This is a genomic window from Bradyrhizobium sp. CCBAU 53415, from assembly GCF_028128735.1.
Lineage (GTDB): Bacteria > Pseudomonadota > Alphaproteobacteria > Rhizobiales > Xanthobacteraceae > Bradyrhizobium.
The window spans coordinates 1,256,073-1,277,621 of sequence record NZ_LBJF01000027.1 but is presented as its reverse complement, the minus strand read 5'-3'; the positions used below and the strand labels follow the sequence as shown (position 1 = coordinate 1,277,621).

General features: G+C 65.6%; 16 protein-coding genes. 9 read left to right on the top strand and 7 right to left on the bottom strand.

The window, feature by feature from the left end:
- Positions 1-98 precede the first annotated feature (98 nt).
- The 7 genes from XH87_RS34120 to XH87_RS34090 all read right to left on the bottom strand — a co-directional run bounded on the left by XH87_RS34120 (position 99) and on the right by XH87_RS34090 (position 7,263).
- On the bottom strand, positions 99-1,136 hold the full coding sequence (locus XH87_RS34120) for a tagatose 1,6-diphosphate aldolase (protein ID WP_271590594.1): 1,038 nt from the start codon (positions 1,134-1,136) through the stop codon (positions 99-101).
- A complete protein-coding gene (locus XH87_RS34115) occupies positions 1,133-2,092 on the bottom strand; it encodes a sugar kinase (protein ID WP_271590593.1) in 960 nt (319 codons plus the stop codon). Before XH87_RS34115 ends, XH87_RS34120 begins: the two co-directional genes overlap by 4 nt.
- Positions 2,089-3,162, bottom strand: coding sequence for an ABC transporter ATP-binding protein (locus tag XH87_RS34110; RefSeq protein ID WP_035715119.1), 1,074 nt, complete (start codon positions 3,160-3,162; stop codon positions 2,089-2,091). The genes XH87_RS34115 and XH87_RS34110 overlap by 4 nt, the downstream gene beginning before the upstream one ends.
- A gap of 6 nt (positions 3,163-3,168) precedes the next feature.
- On the bottom strand, positions 3,169-4,173 hold the full coding sequence (locus XH87_RS34105) for a zinc-dependent alcohol dehydrogenase family protein (protein WP_271590592.1): 1,005 nt from the start codon (positions 4,171-4,173) through the stop codon (positions 3,169-3,171).
- Between the two features lie 7 nt (positions 4,174-4,180).
- The gene (locus XH87_RS34100; protein ID WP_035715125.1) at positions 4,181-5,008 is read right to left on the bottom strand and encodes a carbohydrate ABC transporter permease; all 828 of its coding nucleotides are present in this window, start codon (positions 5,006-5,008) and stop codon (positions 4,181-4,183) included.
- A gap of 4 nt (positions 5,009-5,012) precedes the next feature.
- On the bottom strand, positions 5,013-5,900 hold the full coding sequence (locus tag XH87_RS34095) for a carbohydrate ABC transporter permease (RefSeq protein WP_035715128.1): 888 nt from the start codon (positions 5,898-5,900) through the stop codon (positions 5,013-5,015).
- Between the two features lie 61 nt (positions 5,901-5,961).
- A complete protein-coding gene (locus XH87_RS34090; RefSeq protein WP_271590591.1) occupies positions 5,962-7,263 on the bottom strand; it encodes an ABC transporter substrate-binding protein in 1,302 nt (433 codons plus the stop codon).
- 183 nt (positions 7,264-7,446) lie between these two features.
- On the opposite strand from XH87_RS34090, the gene XH87_RS34085 reads away from it, so the two are divergent.
- The 9 genes from XH87_RS34085 to XH87_RS34045 all read left to right on the top strand — a co-directional run bounded on the left by XH87_RS34085 (position 7,447) and on the right by XH87_RS34045 (position 21,420).
- The gene (locus tag XH87_RS34085; protein ID WP_271590590.1) at positions 7,447-8,487 is read left to right on the top strand and encodes a LacI family DNA-binding transcriptional regulator; all 1,041 of its coding nucleotides are present in this window, start codon (positions 7,447-7,449) and stop codon (positions 8,485-8,487) included.
- An 8-nt stretch (positions 8,488-8,495) separates the two neighbouring features.
- Complete coding sequence (locus tag XH87_RS34080) at positions 8,496-9,230, top strand: SDR family NAD(P)-dependent oxidoreductase (RefSeq protein ID WP_271590589.1); 735 nt, start codon at positions 8,496-8,498, stop codon at positions 9,228-9,230.
- A gap of 351 nt (positions 9,231-9,581) precedes the next feature.
- A complete protein-coding gene (locus tag XH87_RS34075; protein WP_271590588.1) occupies positions 9,582-10,289 on the top strand; it encodes an AfsR/SARP family transcriptional regulator in 708 nt (235 codons plus the stop codon).
- A gap of 416 nt (positions 10,290-10,705) precedes the next feature.
- The gene (locus tag XH87_RS34070) at positions 10,706-12,919 is read left to right on the top strand and encodes a hypothetical protein (protein ID WP_271590587.1); all 2,214 of its coding nucleotides are present in this window, start codon (positions 10,706-10,708) and stop codon (positions 12,917-12,919) included.
- Positions 12,916-14,175: a hypothetical protein gene (locus XH87_RS34065; protein WP_271590586.1), complete on the top strand. Its 1,260-nt coding sequence runs from the start codon at positions 12,916-12,918 to the stop codon at positions 14,173-14,175. The genes XH87_RS34070 and XH87_RS34065 overlap by 4 nt, the downstream gene beginning before the upstream one ends.
- Positions 14,129-14,635: a hypothetical protein gene (locus XH87_RS34060; RefSeq protein ID WP_157461166.1), complete on the top strand. Its 507-nt coding sequence runs from the start codon at positions 14,129-14,131 to the stop codon at positions 14,633-14,635. Before XH87_RS34065 ends, XH87_RS34060 begins: the two co-directional genes overlap by 47 nt.
- A 2-nt stretch (positions 14,636-14,637) precedes the next feature.
- On the top strand, positions 14,638-15,804 hold the full coding sequence (locus XH87_RS34055; protein WP_271590585.1) for a hypothetical protein: 1,167 nt from the start codon (positions 14,638-14,640) through the stop codon (positions 15,802-15,804).
- A gap of 21 nt (positions 15,805-15,825) precedes the next feature.
- Positions 15,826-20,652, top strand: a complete 4,827-nt coding sequence (locus XH87_RS34050) for a peptidoglycan-binding protein (protein WP_271590584.1) — start codon at positions 15,826-15,828, stop codon at positions 20,650-20,652.
- 87 nt (positions 20,653-20,739) lie between these two features.
- Complete coding sequence (locus XH87_RS34045) at positions 20,740-21,420, top strand: poly-gamma-glutamate hydrolase family protein (RefSeq protein WP_271590583.1); 681 nt, start codon at positions 20,740-20,742, stop codon at positions 21,418-21,420.
- Positions 21,421-21,549: the final 129 nt, after the last annotated feature.

The window sequence follows — 21,549 nt, the reverse complement described above, 5'->3', positions numbered from 1 at the left end:
AAAGCGATAGCCTGAACGCCTCGGTCGAACGGATGGTGGGGCTCTCAGTCATGTTGCGGACCTGCGGTCGAGATGACCACGCGGAAACCGCTGCTATTTCAGTAGGCGCGCGCGAAGTCACCTTCCTGCTTGATATCGGTGAATACCGGAAAGCGCGCCTTCCAGGGCGTGCCCTTGGCCGTGGTCAGCTGATTGAGCTTTTCGAGCACTCCGAGGCCATCCCTGCGCAGGCTGGCCGAGACCGCCGCGCGGTCCGGGAAGTTTTTCAGCACGGCGTCGAGCCAGATGGTGCGACCCGCCAGGAAACCGCTTGCGCCTGCCGCATAGGAGTAGTCGAGGACGCGCTCGAATTTTTCGGGCGCGGCGCCGCCCGACAGCAGCACCCAGGGAATGCTCCGCTCGCGGCAAATGTCGCCGATCGCATCGAACTCGTTCTGTGCGGCCTTGGCTTCCGCGCTACCGTCGCGGGCCGGCAGGCTGTTGGCCGCAAGCGGGCTCTCCAGCTTGAGCAGATCGACACCGTATTCGGGCCTGGCAAACTCGCGCACGCTGTCGATGACGAGGCCGGGAAGCTTGCCGGGCGATTCCACGTAGTCGGCGGTGTGGTTGGCGCTGCCGAGGAACGGATAGACCAGCAGCTCGAGGACATAGGGAATGTCGTGCCGGGCACAATCCTCGCCGATCTCCCGGACGAAGCGCTTCTGGTGTTCGTTCACCGCAGGGTCGGCGTCCGGCCGGTACCACGCCAGCACCTTGACGGCGTCTCCGCCCATGGCGCGGATCTTTTCCACGCTCCAGTTGGTGATCGCCCGGGACTTGCGGCCTCCGGCGGTCTCCTCGACGCGGTGCTCCTCGAGGGTCATGATGAGGCCACAACGCGGCGGCAGCAGGTCGATCGCGGCGGGCACCGCGAAGTTCGGATCGAACAGCATCGAGCTGCAATGCGGGGCTAGGTTCTCGACGAGGAGACGCTTGGCCGCGGTCACGTCGGAATATTCGACCTGATCGCGCGTGATCCCCTTCGCCTTTGCAATGGCGTCGAACAGCGGCGGCCGTTGATCCAGCGCGACCATGCGAAAGTGGCCGTCCGCGTCGGCAAGCCTCGCCAGGCCGCGGTTCTTTCCGATCGTTCTCATGGCTTCGTCCTCATGAATGCAAGACACTCGTTGATATCGGGGATTCCGTTCCGCCCCCCGGCGTGACGGCATTTCATCGCGGCCGCGGCCGCCGAAAATGCCATGGCGGCAGGCACATCGAGGCCGGCGCCGATCGCCAGCGCATAGGCCCCGTGGAAGACGTCGCCGGCGCCCGTAGTGTCCACGACGTCGACGGCAAAGGCCGCCTGCCGGTGCAGGCGGTCGTTCTCGTACCAGCTCACGCCGCCTTCGCCGCGCGTGACCGCGATCACCCGGCAACCGAAGCGCGCGAGCGCTGCGAGAGATTTGTCATCGGCCGAACCGGCAAAGGACGCCAGTGCGGGCTCGGAGAAGATGGCGTGGTCGGTCAGCGGCAGCAGACGCTCGAACACCTCGGCATCCGCCATGTCGCCGTCGAGCACTGTCGCAATGCCGCGCGCCCGCGCCTCCCGGAACAGCGTCGCGGCACCCTCGACCCAGCGCGGATCGGCCAGCACCGAGGCTGCCCCAGCAACGGATTCGAGCGGAAGCCAGTCTGCGGCCTCCGGATAGAGGCCACGGAAGTTCACGATCTGCCGCTCACCGGAGCCGTCGACGATGATACCGGAGACGGACGAACGGCCATCGGAAAATAGCCGGAAATTCTGGACATCGACGCCTTCGGAAACGAATGCCGACCTCATCTCATGGCCGGCGGCATCGTTCCCTGCCCGCCCCCAGAACGCGACGGACGCGCCGAGCCTTGCGACTGCGACACTCGCATTGGCGGCCATGCCGCCGCCAAGCGTGCCGTAGCCGGTCGCCTTTATCTTCTCGCTGCGGCCCGCGAACAGACGCTCGACGCGCCAGACCAGGTCGAGCGCTGCCAGTCCGAGGCAGATCACGTGCACGGGAGCGGCCCCGGACACGACGTCGTCCAGCGCCGAGAGATCGCCGATGTTCGCCGATGCACTCATCGCAAGACCTGCCCGTTGCCGGCATCGAACAAATGCGTCTTGCCGGGCTGCGGGCGCAGATTGATGCGCTCGCCGACCTTCGGCCGCAGCGACGGATCGACCCGCGCTATGGCGGAGGCACCGGCGAGATCGAAATGGATCAGCGTATCCGAGCCGAGCGGTTCGACCAGCCTGATGTCGATGGCAAGACCATCGACGGCATCGGCGGCGACGGCAAAATGCTCCGGGCGAATGCCGAGCACGGCATTGCCGGCCTGGCGCAGACGTCCCGCGGTCTCACCGTCGAGCGGCACCGCCGCGCCACCTTGCGAGAGAATCGCACGCTCGTCACGCCATTCGACCGGGAAGAAATTCATCGCGGGCGAGCCGATGAAGCCGGCGACGAACTGGTTGGCAGGCCGCTCGTAGACCGTCTCAGGCGTGTCGTATTGCTGGATCGTGCCGCTCTGGAGCACCACGATGCGGTCGGCCATGGTCATGGCCTCGATCTGGTCATGGGTTACGAAGACCATGGTGGTCTTGAGCTCCTGCGACAGCGCCTTGATCTCGGCACGCACCTGCCCGCGCAGTTTTGCGTCGAGATTGGACAGCGGCTCGTCGAACAGGAACGCCTTGGGATTGCGCACGATGGCCCGGCCCATCGCGACGCGCTGGCGCTGGCCCCCGGAGAGCTCTTTCGGCTTGCGGTCGAGATAGGGCTCGATGTGCAGAAGCGCCGCGGCGCGTCTCACGCGCGCGTCGATCTCGGCCTTCGCCAGGCCCCGCAGCTCCAGCGCAAACGACATGTTGTCGTATACCTTCATGTGCGGATAGAGGGCGTAGTCCTGGAACACCATGGCGATATCGCGTTGCGCGGCCTGCACGCCGTTGACGCGCTTGTCCCCGATGTAGAGGTCTCCGGACGAGATCGGCTCAAGACCTGCGATGATGCGCAGCAAGGTCGACTTGCCGCAGCCGGACGGGCCGACGAAAACGACGAACTCATGGTCCGCGATCTCCAGGTTGAGATCGGGGATCACGGTGAAATTGCCATAGCGCTTGACGAGATTGCGGATCGAGATCGAGGCCATGATCGCTCAGTCCAGCGCCAGCACGGGCTTGATCAGCTCGCCCTTGGCGAAGCGGGCGAAATTCTCGGGCAGCGCCGAGAGACCGAACTCGCCGTCGACGAGAACGCGGTATTCGTCCTTGTACTTGCGCAGCAGCTCGACATTCGGCTCGAAATCCGAGACCGGGAAGTAGAAGGTTCGGATCATGTAGAAATCCTTGCGGCGGAATACTTTGCCTTCCTCGATGGTCCAGGGCGCGGCATTTTCGCCGACCAGCACCAGCGCGCCGCGCGGCAGGACCAGCTCGATGCCGAGGTTGCGCGCCGCGTGCGCGCCCGAGCATTCCATGATCAAGGCAAAGCGCTTCGAAGTATCGCCTACGGGATACGCCTTCGCGCCGAAGGATTGCGCGATTCCGAGCCGCGCGGCGTTGGGATCGGCGACGCAGATGTCATCGTAGCCGAGGGCGCGGAGAGCCAGCACGACGCCGAGGCCGACCGGCCCTGCACCCATCACGAGCACCGGTCCGGCCTCGCTCGGTGGCACCACGCGGCCGACGAAGCGTACCGCGTGGCCCGATGTGCCGATAGTGTCGAGCAGCAGCGGCGCGAGGCTGTCCTCGATATCGTCGGGCACCGGAAGCAGGCAGTTTTCCGGCACCGGCACATATTCGGCATAACCGCCCGGCCTGTTCCAGCCGATCAGGCTGGAGACTTCGAGGCACATCTGGGTGTCGCCGCGCTTGCAGGCCGCGCAGTGGTCGCAGTGCAACGGTATGTAGACGGCACAACGGCGACCATGGAGGCGGTGACCGGGCTGCTCGACGACGCCAAAAATCTCATGGCCGGCGGTGAACTCGGCGCCCTTGTGCCAGAGCTTGAAGTCCGAGCCGCACAACGCGGTGCGCGAGACGCGCACCAGCACCTCGCCGGTGCCGACGTCCGGCATCGCCACGCGCTCGATGGTGATGCGGTCGTTGCCGTGGAAGACCGCAGCCTGCATGATCGAATTGGGACGGGGTGACAAATTCATCAGATAGCTAACCTTTCACCGCACCGAGCGTCAGTCCGGACACCAGCCAGCGCTGCACGAGAGCTGCCAGCACCAGCGGCGGCAATGCGATCAGCGTCGCCGCAGCCATGAGAGCGCCCCATTGCGTCGAGCCTTCGCCGATGAAGTTGAAGGCCGCTGCGATCAGCGTCTTGGTGTCGCCATTGGAGAGCACCAGCGCAAACAGGAAGTAGTTCCACGAGAAGACGAAAGCGAGGATCGCCGAGACGGCAACGCCTGATGCCACCAGCGGCAGCGCAATGCGCCAGAGAATGCGCGTGACGCTGCAGCCATCGACCTGCGCCGCCTCGAACACGCTGCGCGGGATGCCGTCGAAGGACGGCAGCAGGACCCAGATCACGATCGGCAGCGTGATCACGGCGTGGCTGAGGATCAGCGCAGTGTAGGAGCCGATCATGCCGACCTGCCGGAACATGACGTACCACGGCAGCAGGAACAGCGTGCCGGGCGCCATGCGCGCGGCGAGCGTCAGGATGGCCGGCCAGGAAATGCGCGTCCAGGAGACGGCGAAGGCCGCAGGAATCCCGAACATCAGCCCGAGCGCGGTCGAGCCGACCGTGACGATGAGGCTGTTGAGCGCGTAGCTCAGGAACGGCGTGGTCCTGGTCAGTTCGACGTAATTGTCGAGCGTCGGCGAGAAGATCAGCGTCGGCGGATAGGCAGTGACTTCGAAAGACGGCTTGAACGAGGACAGCACCATCCAGACCGTCGGCGCCATGATGAGCACGCCGGCGAGCACAAGCTGCGCGGTGTTGAGCCAGCGTATCCAGCGATCGGTGGTGGCGGCATCGGTCATGACTTCACCACGCCACTGCGCCGCGCAGGCGGTTGAAGGCGAGCACGGCGCCGAACACGATCGCCGTCAGCGTCAGCATGAGGGCGCTGGCATAGCCGATGTTGAAGAACTCGAAGCCGACGCGGAAGCCGTAGATGTTGAGCGTGTTCGAGGCGTTGCCGGGACCGCCCTGGGTGGTGATGTAGATGATGTCGAAGAAGCGCAGGAGATCGACGCTGCGCAGGATTGCGGCAGTGACGATGGTCGGCAGCAGCAGCGGCAGCGTGATGCGCCGGAAGGTCCTGAACGGGGACGCACCATCGATCTGCGCGGCCTCATAGACGCTTGGCGGAAGAGACTGGAGGCCGCCCAGCACGATCAAGGCAACGTAAGGTGTCCACTGCCAACTGTCGATCAGCGCCACGGTCGGAATGACGAGGGACGGCGAGGCCAGCCAGTCGGATGGCGGCAGGCCGAACGATTGCAGGATGTAGTTGGCGGCGCCGAGCGACGGATCGAGGATCACGAGCCACATCATGCCCGCCACCACCGGCGGCATCATGAAGGGCGAGATGAACAACGAGCGCACGATGCCCGGCAGCCGCTTGGCATGGAACAGCACCAGCGCCAGCCAGACGCCGAAGACGAGTTGCAGCACGAGAGACAGCACATAGAGCGCGATCGTGACCCATAGCCCGTGCCAGAACTCGTAGTCGGACACCAGCTTCGAATAGTTGGCAAGGCCCGCAAACGACTGCTTGCCGGTCGAGGAGAAATTCTGGAAACCGAGCCAGATCGTATAGACGACCGGAAACGCGATCATCGCGACCGTGAAGATCACGGCCGGTGCCGAAAGCGCCGCCATCTCCAGCTTCTGCCGGTCCTGCGTGAGTGTCGCAGCCGTGTCAGACATGCGTTCGTGTCCTCGATCGAGTTGGGTGCCGGCGGGCAGCGAGCCAGCCGGCACCGGGCGGTTAGTTCAGCGCGATCAGCGCATCCAGCGCCTTGTCGGCATCCGCGCAAGCCTGATCGACGGTCTTCTGCTTCAGGATCAGATCCTGCACCGCCTGCCCGATGAACTCGCGCGATTGCGGATTGGCGACGATGGGATAGCCGACTTCGGACGAGCCCTTGGTGGCGAGTACGTCGAGCGCAGCCTGCCACTCCTTGCGCACCGGTTCCTCCTCGATCCACTTGCGATATTCAGGATCGTTCGCGACGGACGGACGCGGCGGCGCAATGCCCTGGAGTGCCATTTTCTTCTGCACCTCGGGGCTGGTCGCCCACTGCACGAAGTACCAGGCCGCACCCGGCTGCTTGCTGTGCGCGGACACCGCCATGCCCCACCCGATTGTCGTCGGCACCTGGCCGGCCGCGCCCGCCGGGAACGGCAGCAGGCCGGTGTCCTTGAGGCGCGCGCCGCCTTCCATCACCGTGCGCAGTTCGTTCGAGGATTCGAACGCCATCGCGGCGCGGCCGCTGCGGTAGAGCGCGGAGATCTGCTGGAAACTGTAGTTGACCACGCCGGGCGGCCCGAAATCGCGCAGCAGCCGGCTATAGGTTTCGAGCGCCTCCTTGCCCTTCGCCGAGCAGAGGTTGGACTTGCCGCCGGCCATATACGTGCCGCCGATATTGTGCAGCATGTTGCTGAAGGTGTAGGCGACCGCAGGCTTGAGACCGCGCGAGACGAACGGCGTTACCGCGCTGTCACAGGTCTTGATCTTTTCGGCGGCCGCTTCGACGTCCTTGATCGTCTTCGGCGCATCGAGGCCGCACTTCTTGAAGATGTCGGTACGGTAATAGAAGATCGGCCCTTCGAGATTCATGGGCATGCTGGTCAACTTGCCGCCGAAGGTCGCGGCCTTCAGCAAGGCCTGACTCAGCCCGGCCGGGTCGTACTCCTTGGCGACTTCATTCTTGGCCATCGCCGTGAGGTCGGCGTACCAGCCGGCTGCGGCGAACTGCTCGCCCTCGCGCGAGGGCAGCGTCATGAACACGTCGACCTCGTCGCTGTTCGCGTTCATGACGGTGACCAGACGCTGGCGCATCTGCTGTTCCTGATAACCGTCGACCTTCAGGGTCATGCCGGTCAACTTCTCGAAGTCGGCCTTATAGGTCAGCAGCGCCTGCGAGACCGGATTGTTGTTGGCAAGAAAGGTGACGGTCTTGCCCTTGAACTTCATCCAGTCGAAATCGGCGGCGCCCGCCTGCCCACTGACGGCGGCAATCACGAGAACCGGCAACGCGACATGCGTCGCGAGCATCCTGGCCTTCATCGAACTCTCCTCCCGGCTGGCTGCCTTAAGTCGGCAGGCCAATTTTGAACGTGTTCTGAAAACGGTTACAATCTAGCCCTCACATTCGCGGTGTCAAGCGATGGACACGTGCTGCGATCTACGGCAGATTTACTTCGTTTTCGCCACTTCACGGCTCGCCACGCAGGATGTAACGTTACATTCATGAGACTGACCAACGCCAAATCTGTGAAACAGGGCATCCGCGCCGTGGCAGCGCGCGCCGGCGTGTCGACGGCCTCGGTATCGCGCGCCCTCAACAATCCGGATGCGGTCAGCCCTTCCCTGCGCGCGCGGATCGAACAGGCCATCGAGGCGCTCGGCTACATCCCGCATGCGCCGGCGCGCATCCTCTCGTCGCGTCGCTCGCGTACCCTCGGCGCTATCGTGCCAACGATCGACAACACGATGTTTGCGCGCGGCATAGCATCGCTGCAGCAATATCTGTCCTCGGTTGGATACATGCTGTTCCTGACCACGAGCGGCTATGACCTCGATATCGAGCTGCAACAGGCACGAAACCTGATCAGCCGCGGCGTCGACGGTCTCGTGCTGCGCGGCGACTGCCACCACGAAGGACTGCGCAAGCTGCTTGCGGACAATGCGGTGCCGTTCATCAATGTCGGCATCTACCAGCCCGATCGGCCCTACCCCTGCGTCGGCACCGACAACGAAGCCGCCGCCCATCGCGCGGCCGCGCACGTCATCGAGCTCGGCCACCGCCGCATCGGGATCGTCTCGGCGCTCCAGCGCAACAACGACCGCGCCAGCGCCCGCGTCGCCGGCTTTCGCCGCGCGCTGACGGAAAATGGCATCGAGCTGCCTCCGCAATGGCATGTCGAGGTACCCTATACGCTCGACGATGCGCGCGAGGCGGCGCGCTATCTCCTGAACCTGAAGGACCGGCCGTCCGCCGTGGTGTGCGGCAACGACGTCATCGCCTATGGCGTGCTGCTCGAGGCGGAGCGTGACGGGTTTTCCGTGCCGCGCGATCTGTCGGTCGTCGGCTTCGACGACCTCGACTGGAGCCGCCATTTGCGGCCGAGCCTGACCACGATCCACGTTCCGACCGGAGAGACCTGGCAGCGCGCCGGCGAATATCTGGTGCGCAGCCTCGCCGGCGAGCAGACCATCATGCATCGCGAGATCGACTTCTCGCTGGTGGTCCGCGAGTCGACGGCCCCGCCTCCGAAATTCCTGAAGTGAGACCTTCGATGACTTCCAATTTTTCGCTCGCACCCGACTTCCATGCCGTCGTGATCGGCGGCGCCGGCGACATTGGCGCTGCGATCAGCAACCAGTTTTGCGATCTCGGCGCGACCGTCACCGCAACCGGCGCCAACGAGGCCGATCTTGCCCGCACCCTGCTCAGACCACGCGACGGCCTCACGCTGGCGACGCTCGACGTCGCCGATGATGCCGCCGTCACGTCCTTCGCCGGAGAGCACAAGCGCGTCGACGCGCTGGTCAATTGCGCCGGCATTCTGGCGCGCGACAAGGAATTCGAGATCGAGACCTTCATGAAGGTGCTCGACGTCAACCTCACCGGCACGTTCCGGACCTGCATGGCGTTCCGCCCGCAGCTGGCGGAGACCAGGGGCTCGATCGTCAACATCGCCTCGATGAACGCCACGCTGGCGCTGCCGCGAATTCCCGCCTATTGCGCCAGCAAGGGCGGCGTCGTGATGCTGACCAAGGCACTCGCCTTGAAATGGGCCGAGGAAGGCATTCGCGTCAATGCCGTCGCACCCGGCTATATCGAAACCGCGATCAACGCCGCCGGCCGCACCGACCGCGCGCATTATCAGCGCATCGCCGACCGCATCGCGTTCAAGCGCTGGGGACAGCCCGAGGACATTGCTGGTGCCGTTGCTTTCCTCTGCATGCCGGCGTCGCGATACGCGACCGGAACTGTTGTCGCCGTGGACGGCGGGTTTCTTGCAGGGTGAAATCGTGGCGCGACGCGGCTCAAGAATGAACTAGTTCATACTATCGGGGCAGAGAATACCGTTACGGTACGGACTGGTCGGGAGATCAAGCATCTGCACCAGGCGACTGTCCGGGTCAGGCGCCATCGAACTGTAAAACGCTACTAAATCTGTCGTTAAGTCACGGCCTCGAGCTCCAACCCGATTTGTTGCCGACGATGGGCGGCGGGCGTACAGTTCGACGCCGGTTGTCGGACTAGTGGCGAGAATTGAAGGGACCGGCCGAATACGAACGGCTCAATCGGAAGATTTTACCCGGCCGGCCCGAGCTCGGTCGAACCATTCATAGTCTCGCGACCAGGAAGGCTCTTCATGACGGGGGGCATCGCAGAGAGGATCGTGGAGCGCAAGGTTGCCATTCTCGGGCGGCTTGGCGTCTATCCGATGGTTCGCCTCTCGCTCCCGGCGCGCAGGCTTCTCGCCTACCTCGCACTGCAGGGCCGGCCCGTCTCGCGGACCGCGGCCGCCGGCAATCTCTGGCTCGACCTCCCCGAAGACGCCGGCCGGGCCAACCTCCGCCGTGCGCTGTGGCACGTTCCGCGCGGCTGGATCGAGGCCGTGGGCGACGAGCTGGCGCTGTCGGCGGACGTCGATTTCGCGCGCGCGCAGGCCGTTGCGGCCCACGCGCTCAGGGGCGAGGCGCTGACCTACGAAGACATCGTGTTGCTCTCGAACGACGTTCTGCCCGGCTGGCATGAGGAGTGGCTGATCGCCGGGCAGGAGGCGTTCCGTCTGCTACGGGTGGAGGCGCTCGAAGCAGCCTGCAGGATGATGACGACGTCCGGCGATCTCGCACTGGCGGCACAGGCCGGGATGGCCGCGCTCGCCGCCGAGCCGCTGCGCGAGTCGGCGGCCGAAGCGCTGATCGATGCCTATCTCGCCCAGCGCAACCGCTACCAGGCGGTCCAGTGCTATCGTTCGCTGGCAAAGCGCCTTGCCTGCGAGCTGGGCGTGGCCCCGGATGAGGCGCTGGCGAAACGCGTGGCGAGCATTTGTCCCGCCTCGCGCACGGCGCATTAGCTCCCCCTCCCTTTTGTTTCATACTTTTCCGGTGGCTGCAGGGCTGGCCTTCTTCCTCCTCCCGATGATGCCGCGACGCTGCGTGGACGCCTCAGAAACACCGGCGCGGCGCCGCCGGCCACGGCTGCGGCACGCAGTGCGCCCGCGAACAAGACGGCAAGGCAACGGCGGCGCACACAGCGGCGGACGGCGGTGATGCTCAACTGCGCCGGAGACGTTCAGGAGGCCGGAGTAGCGCGATGCTGAACCAACAAGAATCATCCCACCTCTTCGCCCCGCAGGAAAATCCGTTCGCTGAAGCGTTCGCCGAAACCGGCAACGGCGCGGCGATCGGCTTCGCGCCGTGGAGCGAGAATCTCACGCCGTTCGCGGCGACGCTCGATGGCGGCGCAAGCCAGTCGGAGACCGACCGCCTGGTGGCCGAAGTCTATGCCGAGCTTCGCGACGAGTCGTTCGACGAAGCGCTTGCATTTCTCGCCGAGGAAACCGAGCAGGCCCTCGACGAGCGGTTCGTCGGCGAGACGCCGGCGTCGGCGCAGGAGCGCGAACGCTATGCCGACGCGCACCTCGCCCCGGTGCGCTTCGAGGCGCAACAGTATCTGCAGGCGCTGGAAGCGGGCATGGCCGGCCTGGACGTCGGCTCCCTCTCGGAGCAGCAGCTCGACGAGGTGCTGGAGAGGTTCGATCCGTCGGCCGGAGAACTGACGCCGGCCGGCGAAGAGTTCATCGGCAAGCTCATCAAGAAAGCCAAGGGCGTCGTCAAGACCGTTGCCAACGTGGCGAAAAGCGTCGGCAAGGTCGCGGGCTCGCTGCTCGGGCCGGTTCTGAACCGGCTGCGCGGCCTGATCAATCCTTTGCTCCGGCGCGTCCTGTCCTTCGCCATCGGCCGGCTGCCGGCGCCTCTGCAGCCGCACGCACGCGCGCTCGCCGCCCGATTCACGTCCGAGGCTTCGGAGGAGAGCATCGACGAAGCCCAGGTCTCACCGGCGAACCTGACCGACATGGAGTCGCTCGCCGAATCCTTCGACGCGGCCATCGCCGAGACAATGGCGGGCGATGTGGCAGCCGAGTTCGAAGGCGAAGCGTTCGGCGCGACGGATGAGAGCGAGATCGAGACCCGGGAACTCGAGGTGCTCGCAGAGGCGCGCGGCGCACTGATCGAACGGCTGCGCGACGCCGACGAGGACGAAGATCTCGCGCCGGCGATCGAACAGTTCGTTCCCGCGCTGCTCGGCGCGCTGCGTCTCGGAATCAACCTCGTCGGCCGGCCGAAGGTGGTTGGCTTCCTCGCCAATTATCTCGGGCAGCTGATCGGCAAATGGGTGGGACCGCAGCTCAAAGGGCCGCTGTCGAGCGCCATCGTGGATACCGGCCTGAAGCTGATCTCGCTCGAGGCCGAGGATCGGGCACAGCTCGAGCGGAGCGATGAGGTGGCCCCGGTCGCGCTTGCAAGCGTCGTCGAGGATACGGTCCGGCTGTTCGCCGAGAACGAAGACTACGTGTTCGAGGACGAAGAGCTGACCCAGCTCGCGACCGCAGAAGCGTTCAGCCAGGCCGTTGCAACGCATTTCCCGCCTCGCTTTGTTCGCGCATCGCTGCAGCAGGCCCCCTCGCTCGGCGGGACCTTCGTGAGCCGGCGCCCGCGCAGCCTCCGGCCCTATCGCAAGTACAACCGCACGCCCGATATCCAGGTGACGTCGCAGATTGCGGACACGTTGCCCACCTTCGGCGGATCGACGGTCGGCGCGGTGATGCGCGCGGCGGGCGCAAAGTTTCCGATCCGCGCGCGCATGCACATCTATCAGTCCGCCCCCGGCACCACGCTGCAGCGCATGGTGCGCATCGACCGGCCGGCCGCAGGCGCGGGCCGCGGCTACATCAACACCGCCAACGTCCATCCGCTGACGCCGGCGGCGGCTGGCGTTCTGCTGCGCGAACCGAAGCTCGGCGTGCAGGTGCCCGCCGCGTACCTGCGCTCGCGACAGCGGATCGCCGCGGGCCAGCGCTTCTACATTCTGGAGCCGCTCGGCGCCGGCGCGGCGCCGGCTTTGCCCGTGGGCCCGGCAGGACAGGCCGCGGCCGGGCGCCTGCGCGCAAGCCGTGCCTGGACATCGGTGAATCTGCGCCAGGCGCGCATCACCGTCGGCATCTATCTGTCGGAGGCTGAGACGCAGAAAATCGTCGCGGCAATCCGCAAAGGCCAGGGAAGCCTGCCGCTGCTGCAGGCGCTCACCAGGACCTACCAGGATATGGAGCGGCTCTCCGCCGGCGGTGGAGCTCCTTTCCGGATGTTGCGCGAGGACGGTGAGGACGGCGAGGCTTTCGAGGACTTCGCCGCCCACAGGGGCAAGCTGCTGCCGCCCGCCCTGACCGTGCAGTTGCGCCAGCACCTGCGCGCCTGGGTGATGCCGGCATTGACGAAATGGACACGGGCCAATGCGGAAGCGTTCGTGCGCGCGGCCGGACATCCCGATCCCGGCGTGACCGTTCGCATCCGCCTCACCGCGGTCCCGGGTCTCGACGCGATCGGCAAAATGCTGCGCGGCGGCGCGGCGGCGCCGTCCGGCGCCTCGTTGCGCGGCACGCCGAGCATCGCCATCTCCGTTACACCTGGACGAGGCGGCAAGTGACGCGCGACATCGACCAGCATCTCGTCACCTCGGACCTGCAGCGGCAGGTCGCTCACTGGCTGGCCGCCGCGCGCACGTTCCGCGATGCGGAGGAGTTTGCCTCGATCGAGGCATGGAAGTCGGTCGAACGCGACACCGGTGCGCCGCTGCGCCAGCAGATCAACGCGGTCGTCGAGGAACTCATCGCGCTCGGTGAAGCGACGCAGCGCGTCGTTGCCGAGGCGCAGCGGAATCCGGCACGCATTCCGGCCGCCTCGACCAGCGTCCAGCGTTTCCGCAATCGCTACGTCCAGGTCGACACCACGCTGGACTTCCTCGGAGATGCCGTGAACTCGCGAACGAGCGCACCTCTGCGCGAGGCGCTCACGACGCTCGACCGGCTTGCGGTCTCGAGCATGCAGGGCGTGCTCGAGCTGGCGAGGAAGCCGGTGCCAAGAGTGCTGGTGTACCAGGACAAGGGAACCGGCGCATCGATCCTGCGCGCGGGCGTCCGCCTCTGGGCGCCCGGGGCCATCATGCCGGTCGCTGCCATCAAGATCGTGCGCCACAATCTCTATCGCCCCACCTCGCTCTTCCACGAGACCGGCCATCAGGTCGCTCACCTCACCGGCTGGATGCCCTCCGTGCGCGCGGCCATAGCGCGCGCGCTGAAGGGCGATGAGAAACTTCAGGCCATGTGGACGCCTTGGGCCTCCGAGATCGGCGCCGACGTCTTTGCCTTTCTTCACACCGGCTATGCCTCGACGGCGGCGCTCTACGACGTCGTCGGCAACGCCGACACGATCCTGCAATGGCCGGTGGGCGACCCGCACCCGATCGGATGGCTTCGCACAATCCTCGGCTGCGCAATGTCTCGCCTCTGCTTCGGCGACAAGGGCCCGTGGAATGCCCTGCAGCGGGCCATGGAGGCGCATTATCCGGTCTCCCTCGCCGAAGAGACGCTGCGACCCCTGCTCGTCCGCTCGAAGGCGGCGATGCCGAGAATCGCAGACGCGTGTCTCTCGGCCCCCGTGCCGGGGCTCGGCGGCCGGCCGATGACCGACGTGCTCGATCCGAAACGCGTCTCGCCGCGGGCGCTTGCCGAGCTCGAACACACCGCCGGCGCAGCGCTCTGGACGTCGCCGGCGTGGCGGCAACGTGAGGGAATACGGATCGTCGCACTCGCCGGCCTGCGCGAGGCCGAATGTCCGGAGACGGCGCCGATGTGGATTGAACGCGCTCGCCGCTGGTTCGCCAACCAAGCCGAAGCGGCATGAACAGAGAAAGGAATGCGACATGTCCAGGAAGCCTTCACCATCGGCGGGATCGGTGTCCGCGATCGGGGTTGCGGAACGTCAGTCGGGCGGCCACTCGCAAAACCGGGAGATCGACCTCCTCAAGCGGACGATCGACGAACTGCAGCAGCGCGAAGCGAAGCGCGAGCAGGAGATGTGCCACTTGAACGAGGCGTTGAGCCGCTTGTCGCAGATGAGCGCGATCGAATGCATCCTGACCAACGGGATCGAGGAGATGTCCACCAGGCTCGCACCGCTGGCGGAGATTGGACCTCATCGCGTTCCGATCACGGATGGCGATGTGAACGCGCGTCTTGCAAGCATGATCGCATCCACGGCGCGGCCGCGCTGGGCTGGAGCGTCGGCCGTACCGATCGACACTCGTCCCGTCCCGTTCATCGGCGAAGTCGTTCCAGGCCCACGCGACAACGAAGGGTATTAGTCATGATCCAGCAGCTCATTGACCGCATGATGGCGCCGCCGTCCAACATGTCGCGCGACGCGGCCGCCGCAATCGTGCTCACGTGCGACCCGTTCGATCTGTTGCTCCACATGGAACAGGTCTGGAACGCATTTCGCGTCTGGGGGCCGCCGCCGAATCCGCAGCCGGCCAGCGACGCCCGCCGGGGCTTCCTCGGCTACGGTACCGGCTTGTTCGTGTCGTTCATCCCGGATCCGTCGCTGGCCGGTATTCCGCAATGGGACCACCTCGGCTACAGCTACGTCCTGGAGAACACACGCGCCGTCCAGATCCTGCGCCGCGTCGTCCGGGAGTATCGCTCCGGCGAAGGGTTGGGCATCCCGTCAATCGCGACCCAGCGCTGGCTCGAGATTACGGAAGTTCTGCTGTTCGGCGCCGCCAACCCGCTTGCGCCGTGGCTGTCCACCAGTGTCATCCGACCGGATCCCGAGGCGGTGCGGCGCAACGCCTACTGGCGGCTCTTCGGCCTCGACCTGGCATTCGGCACCGACGACAACCGGCCGCCCACTTACGACAAGGCCACGCATGCGAACGCGACATTCATCCAGGTGTTCGAGGAACTCCTTTTCGAGCTGTGGCAGGCGATCACCAATGTCCGTAACACATCCGGCGTGAACGCCTCCGACGACGACCGGATCTTCAGGATCGCCGAGGCATTGCGATTTGCACTGCGCGCCCGGCGGCAAAATCAGTTGCTCAGCCGGGAGGAGCTGGTCGCAGCGACGGCCCTCGGCTGGGCCGAATTGACGCTGAGCGCCAACACGCCGGTCGTCGAGGATCTGGTCGCCAACGCGACGAGCCCTTACGAGCGCCTGCGGTTGATAGGCGATCGCGTCGGTCTCGCGCCGCATAGCAAGTCGTCCGCCCTGTTCTCGATGGCTGGCGATCTTTCCCGCTTCCTGCGCATCGTCGAGTCCGGCGTCGTGTCCGGACCTGAACTGGCCTGGGTTCTCTACCTCGAGCAGCCGCCACTCGGCTCGCCGCCGAACGCAGCCTCGCCGATCGGAGCTTCCAGCAGGCGGGTCATCACCGAGTGGGCATCCGCAACCGGCAAGGATCTGAAGATACGCGCAAAGCCGATCGAGATGCGGCCGCCGACCCGGCCGCCGCTGCTCGTCGGCGCACGCTAAGGTCAACGCAGGAGGCAGACGATGCACGGGTCCATGCAGGAGATCCAATCGCTCGACCCGCTCGGCCTCGACGCTCCCTTCGCCGAGACGTCCGAGCCGGAGAACCGCGGCGGAATTGAAACGTTCGCCACGCTCGAGGGCAACCCGTTCGTCGCGTTTTCGGACGAAGCAGGCGAAACGGAATGGACTGGTGCCGGCGAATCCGAGGCCTTCGAGGAGGAAGTGGGCTCACCTCATTCCTTCGCGAACTGCACGCCGACGCAGAAGCGGCTGCTGCTCGACGTTACCGAACGGTGTCTGCGCGCGGTCCGGCATGCGGCCTCGTTCGTCGGCAGCGCCTACGGTCGGCCGAACAGGATGGGCGCAGCCACGCAGCAGCTGCTGCTGCGTCATTTTCACACGACAAGGCACGACGATCTCCGTCACATCGTCACACGACTGATGCGGATTGAAAAGGCGCTGAAGGACGGAATCAAGTTCCGCGGCGAGGCCGACTGCGCGACCGACGGCAAGGGAGCCGTCTGCGGTTATGCCCTGACGACGCAGTTGTTCGGCGGCTTTGGCAAGGTCCATATCTGTTTCGACGCGCGGGCAAGGCACTGCAACTTCAGTGCGCTGGCGCCCGACACGCAAGAGGTGACCCTGATCCACGAGGTCGCGCATCGCTATGTCGGCATCGAGGACCAGGCCTATGAGCACGAACCGAAATATTCGACCTTGTCTCCGAAGCAGGCTCTGGACAACGCGGATAGCTACGCCTTCTTCGCCGTCGAAGGCATGAACCTGCTCAGCGAGGCCTTCGAGCCGGAGCAGGAGGGCGCGTCGTCGGAAGATTTCGATGAAACGTCGTTCACCGGGCTTGAAGCCCGGGCGTGGGACTCGCATGGCTTGGCCGCGGACGACGAAGCCGCGCGAGACGAAGGCCCGGAGGCTTGGGCGCACGAGCTCGAGGAGGCTCTCGAGCTGGAATCGGGCGCCAGCCGCTGCGCCGAAGACGAACATGCCGGCGAGGACGAATATCTCGAGTCCGAGGCGTGGACGGCAACAGCGGAACAGGTCGCCTTTCGCAACAGCGTGCTAGCCGAGCACATCGCGCGCAGCCGCAAGGCCAGGGGGGCTCCCCTGCCCGACCTCGACGGCACTCAGATCGAGACGATCCCTGGCACCAGCGTCAAGACCCGGCCGGAGACCGCGCGGGCCGCCGGCCGCCTGCTCGCCGCTGCAAATGCAGATCTGCAGAAGGCTCAGAACGCGGGTGATGCCGATGCGCTGCGGACGAAACGATTGACCGCCGCAAGCGGTTATCGCGGCAGCGACCACCAGCGCTCGCTGTGGCTCACCTATTTCAAGGGTTACTACAACCGGACACGCGCGCACCGCGAAGCTCTCGCCGACGGCCCGCATTCCAGGGCCGCAATCGCCTACATGCTGAAGTCGAAGGCCTATGGCGGCTTTGGCCTCGGTGGCCGGATCGCGGCGCCGGGCTACAGCAATCACCAGAACGGCATTGCCGTCGACTTCTACCAGAACAGAAAAGCGGGACACGAGGTCGCCAACAACAGCAGTGACGCAGCGCGAGCGAACTGGCGCAGGAGTTGGTTCTACGGGTGGCTGAAGCGGAACGCAGCGGCTTACGGCTTCGAGCAGTTGCCGACCGAGGAATGGCACTGGGAGTTTCGCCGCAAGCCGACGATCACGCGCGAGTTCGAAAGCGAAGCCGTCGTCCCGGCCACCAAGCCGTATCTCGACGGCGCGCTATGGATCTACCGCTCCCGCGTCACCGGCACGAAGGTTGCCGTATTCGCGTCGGCCGCGGCCGTACGAGGCAGCGGACCGCTGGACATGCTGCTCTACATCCACGGGCTGCTCAGTCCGTGCGGCGTGCCGCGAGCCATGCCGGCGGGCATCGTGACGGAGGCCACCTTCCGGCTCGGCAAGATCGTGACCGACAGCGGCCGGCCGATGCTGCTGGTCGTGCCGCAGCTCCAGACCGGGAGCGACGCAGGCTGGAGTGCACGGGGCCTCGACCGGCCTGCGCAGCTCAATGCGCTGTTTGCCGAAGTGCTGGGCGAGACGAACCGCCGCCTCGAGCGGAGCGCCACGCACATCGGCCGGCTTGTCATTGCCGGGCACTCGCGCGCCTACGGCGTGCTCTATCCACTCGCCAACGCGAACAAATCCGCCGCGCTCGGCACCGGCGCGCTCGCAAAGCTCGTCAAGGTGTGGGTGCTCGATGCGACCTACGGCAGCCCACCCGTCGCGGCATTCAGGGCGCTCGCCGCAGCGCGGCCGAATTTGGGCGTCGACATCATCTACCGCGCGAAATCTCCGACCGACAAATTCGACGGCCGCTCCAGTGCGGGCGCGGTGGCGCTGCGCCCGGTGCCGAATTCGATCACCCATTGCGCGCTGCCCGGCAAACTGCTTCCGACCCTGCTGAGCGAGCTCGGTAAGGCCACGGACGGCGAAGCATTCGAGGATTTCGATGGGACGTCGGGCGCAGAAGCTCATTTCGAAGGAGACGACCGGGAATCGCTGGCCTGGCTGGACGTCGAGGCAGGCCTTGCTGGCGACACGCTCGACGAGGCCTTCTCCGACACGCGCTGGCCCGAATCGTCCGAGGACGAAATCGAGCACGAAGGGTGCGGATGCGGCGGCCACTCTGCGCCGCAAAATCTTGAGGCCGAGTGGTTCGGACCGGAATCGGATGACGCGGTATGGCCTGCAGGCGTCGGCGTACGCGCACTCGACGCCGAGGACGATGGAGTTGCCGCCCCCTTGAAAGGCGTCTCGGCCCTTGCGCTCGGATCGACGCTTCGCCGCGGCAGCGGCGGCGCCGGTGTCGAAGCGCTGCAGCGCGCGCTGGCGCAACTCGGCCATTCGCCGGGCGAAATCGACGGACGATTTGGCGCTGCGACCGAGAAAGCGGTCCGCGCCTTTCAGTCCCGCTCGGGCCTCACCGCCGACGGCGTGGTCGGCACGCGCACCAAGGTGGCCATCGCCGCAGCGCTCGCCGGCAAGATCGCGCCGCTGCCGATGCCACCTGCTCCAACCCCGCCGGCGCCGCGGCCTCCCGACGAGGATCTCGATGCCTTCATTGCCGGACTGGCTGCGGAATGGTCGCGGCGGACGGGCGGCAAGCCTTCGGTCGACGAGCGGATCGCGGCGCTGCGCGGCGACTACGAGGACACACTGAAGGGCGCACGCATGCGCTTTGGGACGAAATATGCCGACGACGTACTCCGCCGCGCCTGGATGATCAGCCGCGAGGAAGAGATGCACTTCCGCACCGAGCCCTCGGGCGGCTCGCTCGGCGATTTCGGGCCGCCGGCGCAGCGGGTGGAACTGGTCAGTCACGCGTCGATCGACGGAAGCGACAAGGCGCCTGTCGCGCCGATCATGGTCCGCTTCCTTGCCGAGCTGCGCCGCCGCTACGGCCCAGGCGTCGGTGCGGGCACCTATCGCGGACATGGCGGCGGGAGCTTCAACGATCGCGGCTATTCGCTCGATCTGTTCCTGAACAAGCGCGACGCCCGCGGCTTCTATCTCCGCGACGACGCCGTGAGATTGCTGCGCGCAGTGAACGAGACCGCGAAGGCGATGCAGGCGAAGTGGCGGATCATCTACAACGATTTCGCCGTCGCCGACTCCATCAATCGGGAGACCGGCAAGCGCAACGTGATCTTCGTTGGTACGACGCGCAAGGACAAGAAGAAGCGTGTGACCGGGCTCAACTGGCACGGACCGCATCCCCTCATCATCCACTTCCACCTCGACCTCGCGCCGCTGCCGGGCGCGCAGGGCGAAGCGGAGGACGAGGGATCGCAGGAGACTTCGCAAGAGAATTGGCAGGAGAATTGGCAAGAGACTTCGCAAGAGACCTGGCAGGAGAATTGGCACGAGGACCTCGCCGAAGGTGAGGACGAGGGCGAGGAGGTGCGCGCCGCCTGCGAGGGCGAATCTCCCGCAGGCGAGACCCTCACCCTTGAAGCCCTGCTCGCAGGCGAAGCGGGCGGCGATCCGGGGTTGGTGGAACGCCTGAAAGGCGTCGCCGAGTTCATGCTGGGCCCGACGCTGCGCCGGGGCAGCAAAGGCGACGGCGTGAGCAGCCTGCAGCGCGCTCTCGTGGGGCTCGGCTACGATCTGGCAGTGGACGGTGATTTTGGTTCGAACACCGAACGCGCGGTGCGTGCGTTTCAGTCGCGCAGCGGGCTGGAGGCCGACGGCATCGTCGGCGCGGCGACCAAGGCCGCAATTGGCGCCGCGCTCGGCGGGCGATCGCTGCCGCCGGCGCCCGCACCCACGCCTCCACCGACCCCCGCGCCCTACGTTCCGGGCAAAAAGCTCGCGCCGAAAGCGTTCGTCGCCACGTTCGGCGAGTCAGCCAGGGCCTCGCAGGCTGCCAGCCGCGTACCCGCCCTGGTAACGCTCGGACAGGCAGCGCTGGAATCCGGCTGGGGCGCGCATGCGCCCGGCTTCAACTTTTTCGGTATCAAGGCAAAAGCCAGCATGCCCGAAAATATGCGGCAATTGCTGAAGACAAGGGAGGTCATGTCGCGGCCCGACGCGAAATTCCCGGAAGTGATCTCGGTGACGCCGCGACCCGACGGCAAGTACGACTATGTGGTGCGCGACTGGTTCCGCGTCTATCCCGACGCTGCCACCGCATTCAGTGAGCACGGCTCGTTTCTGGCGCACAACAAGCGGTACGCCAAGGCGTTCACGGTCACCCACGACCCCTACGCCTTCGCAACCGAAGTCGCTCGCGCGGGATACGCCACCGGGCCGACTTACGAGAAGGAGCTCCACGCCGTCATGCGCATGATCGAGAAGGCGGGCGGAGGGTGACAAAGTCGAGGGCCGGCCGCCGCGATCATTCGAACCGACTGCACGGAGATCGGTGATATGCCACGAGGACCCGATATATATCGTTCCATGAGTGCTCTGTATGATGATCCGAACAACATCGAAGGGACGACATATGGAAAAAGATGGTTGCGCCACGAGTGGCGTCAAATGGCGGAAAGACAGGCCATAGACAACGCGGAAACGCAGAAGATAGTCATGGCTCTCCACGGAGGTGGGATCGAGACCGGAACGAGCGAGATCGCCCTCGCTGCGGCCGGATACCATCCAGCTACGCTGGCGGCCTCCGTTGATGGTTATGGGTTGCATGACCTCTGGCTCTTTGAGGGGTTGCTGCCCTCCCGCAACGGCGAGCTGCATGTGACAGCTTCTCACTACGATGAGCCAATAGCCACGAAGTTGGTTGAGAACGCTCAGCGTTGCATCAGCTTGCACGGCTGTACGGATACTCAAGCGAATGGAAGAATTCAGCTCGGCGGACTGGACGATGAGTTGCGTGATATCGTCTTGGAAGAATTGGATGCTGCAGGAATTCCGGCTGAGATTGCCAGCGACCCGATGCTCGACGGGAGTCTCCCCGACAACATCGCAAACAAGACGAGGACTGGCGGTTGCGCCCAACTCGAGATGGGGACGAGCTATCGTAGAAGCTTGTTCGGGATCAACACGAGGCCACAGCGGAAACACACGACAAACGCTCGATTTTGGTTACTGGTCTGCGCTTTGCGCAAATCCATGAGTCGCGTATGAGCCATCCCCCCGCTCAGCCAGGGCAATCGCATATGACTTCCGAGCGGCAGTTTAGCGAGCGCCTCGTCCTTCGAGACGACCGCTTCGCGGTCTCCTCAGGATGAGGCTAACCAACATTGGTGCCCGTTG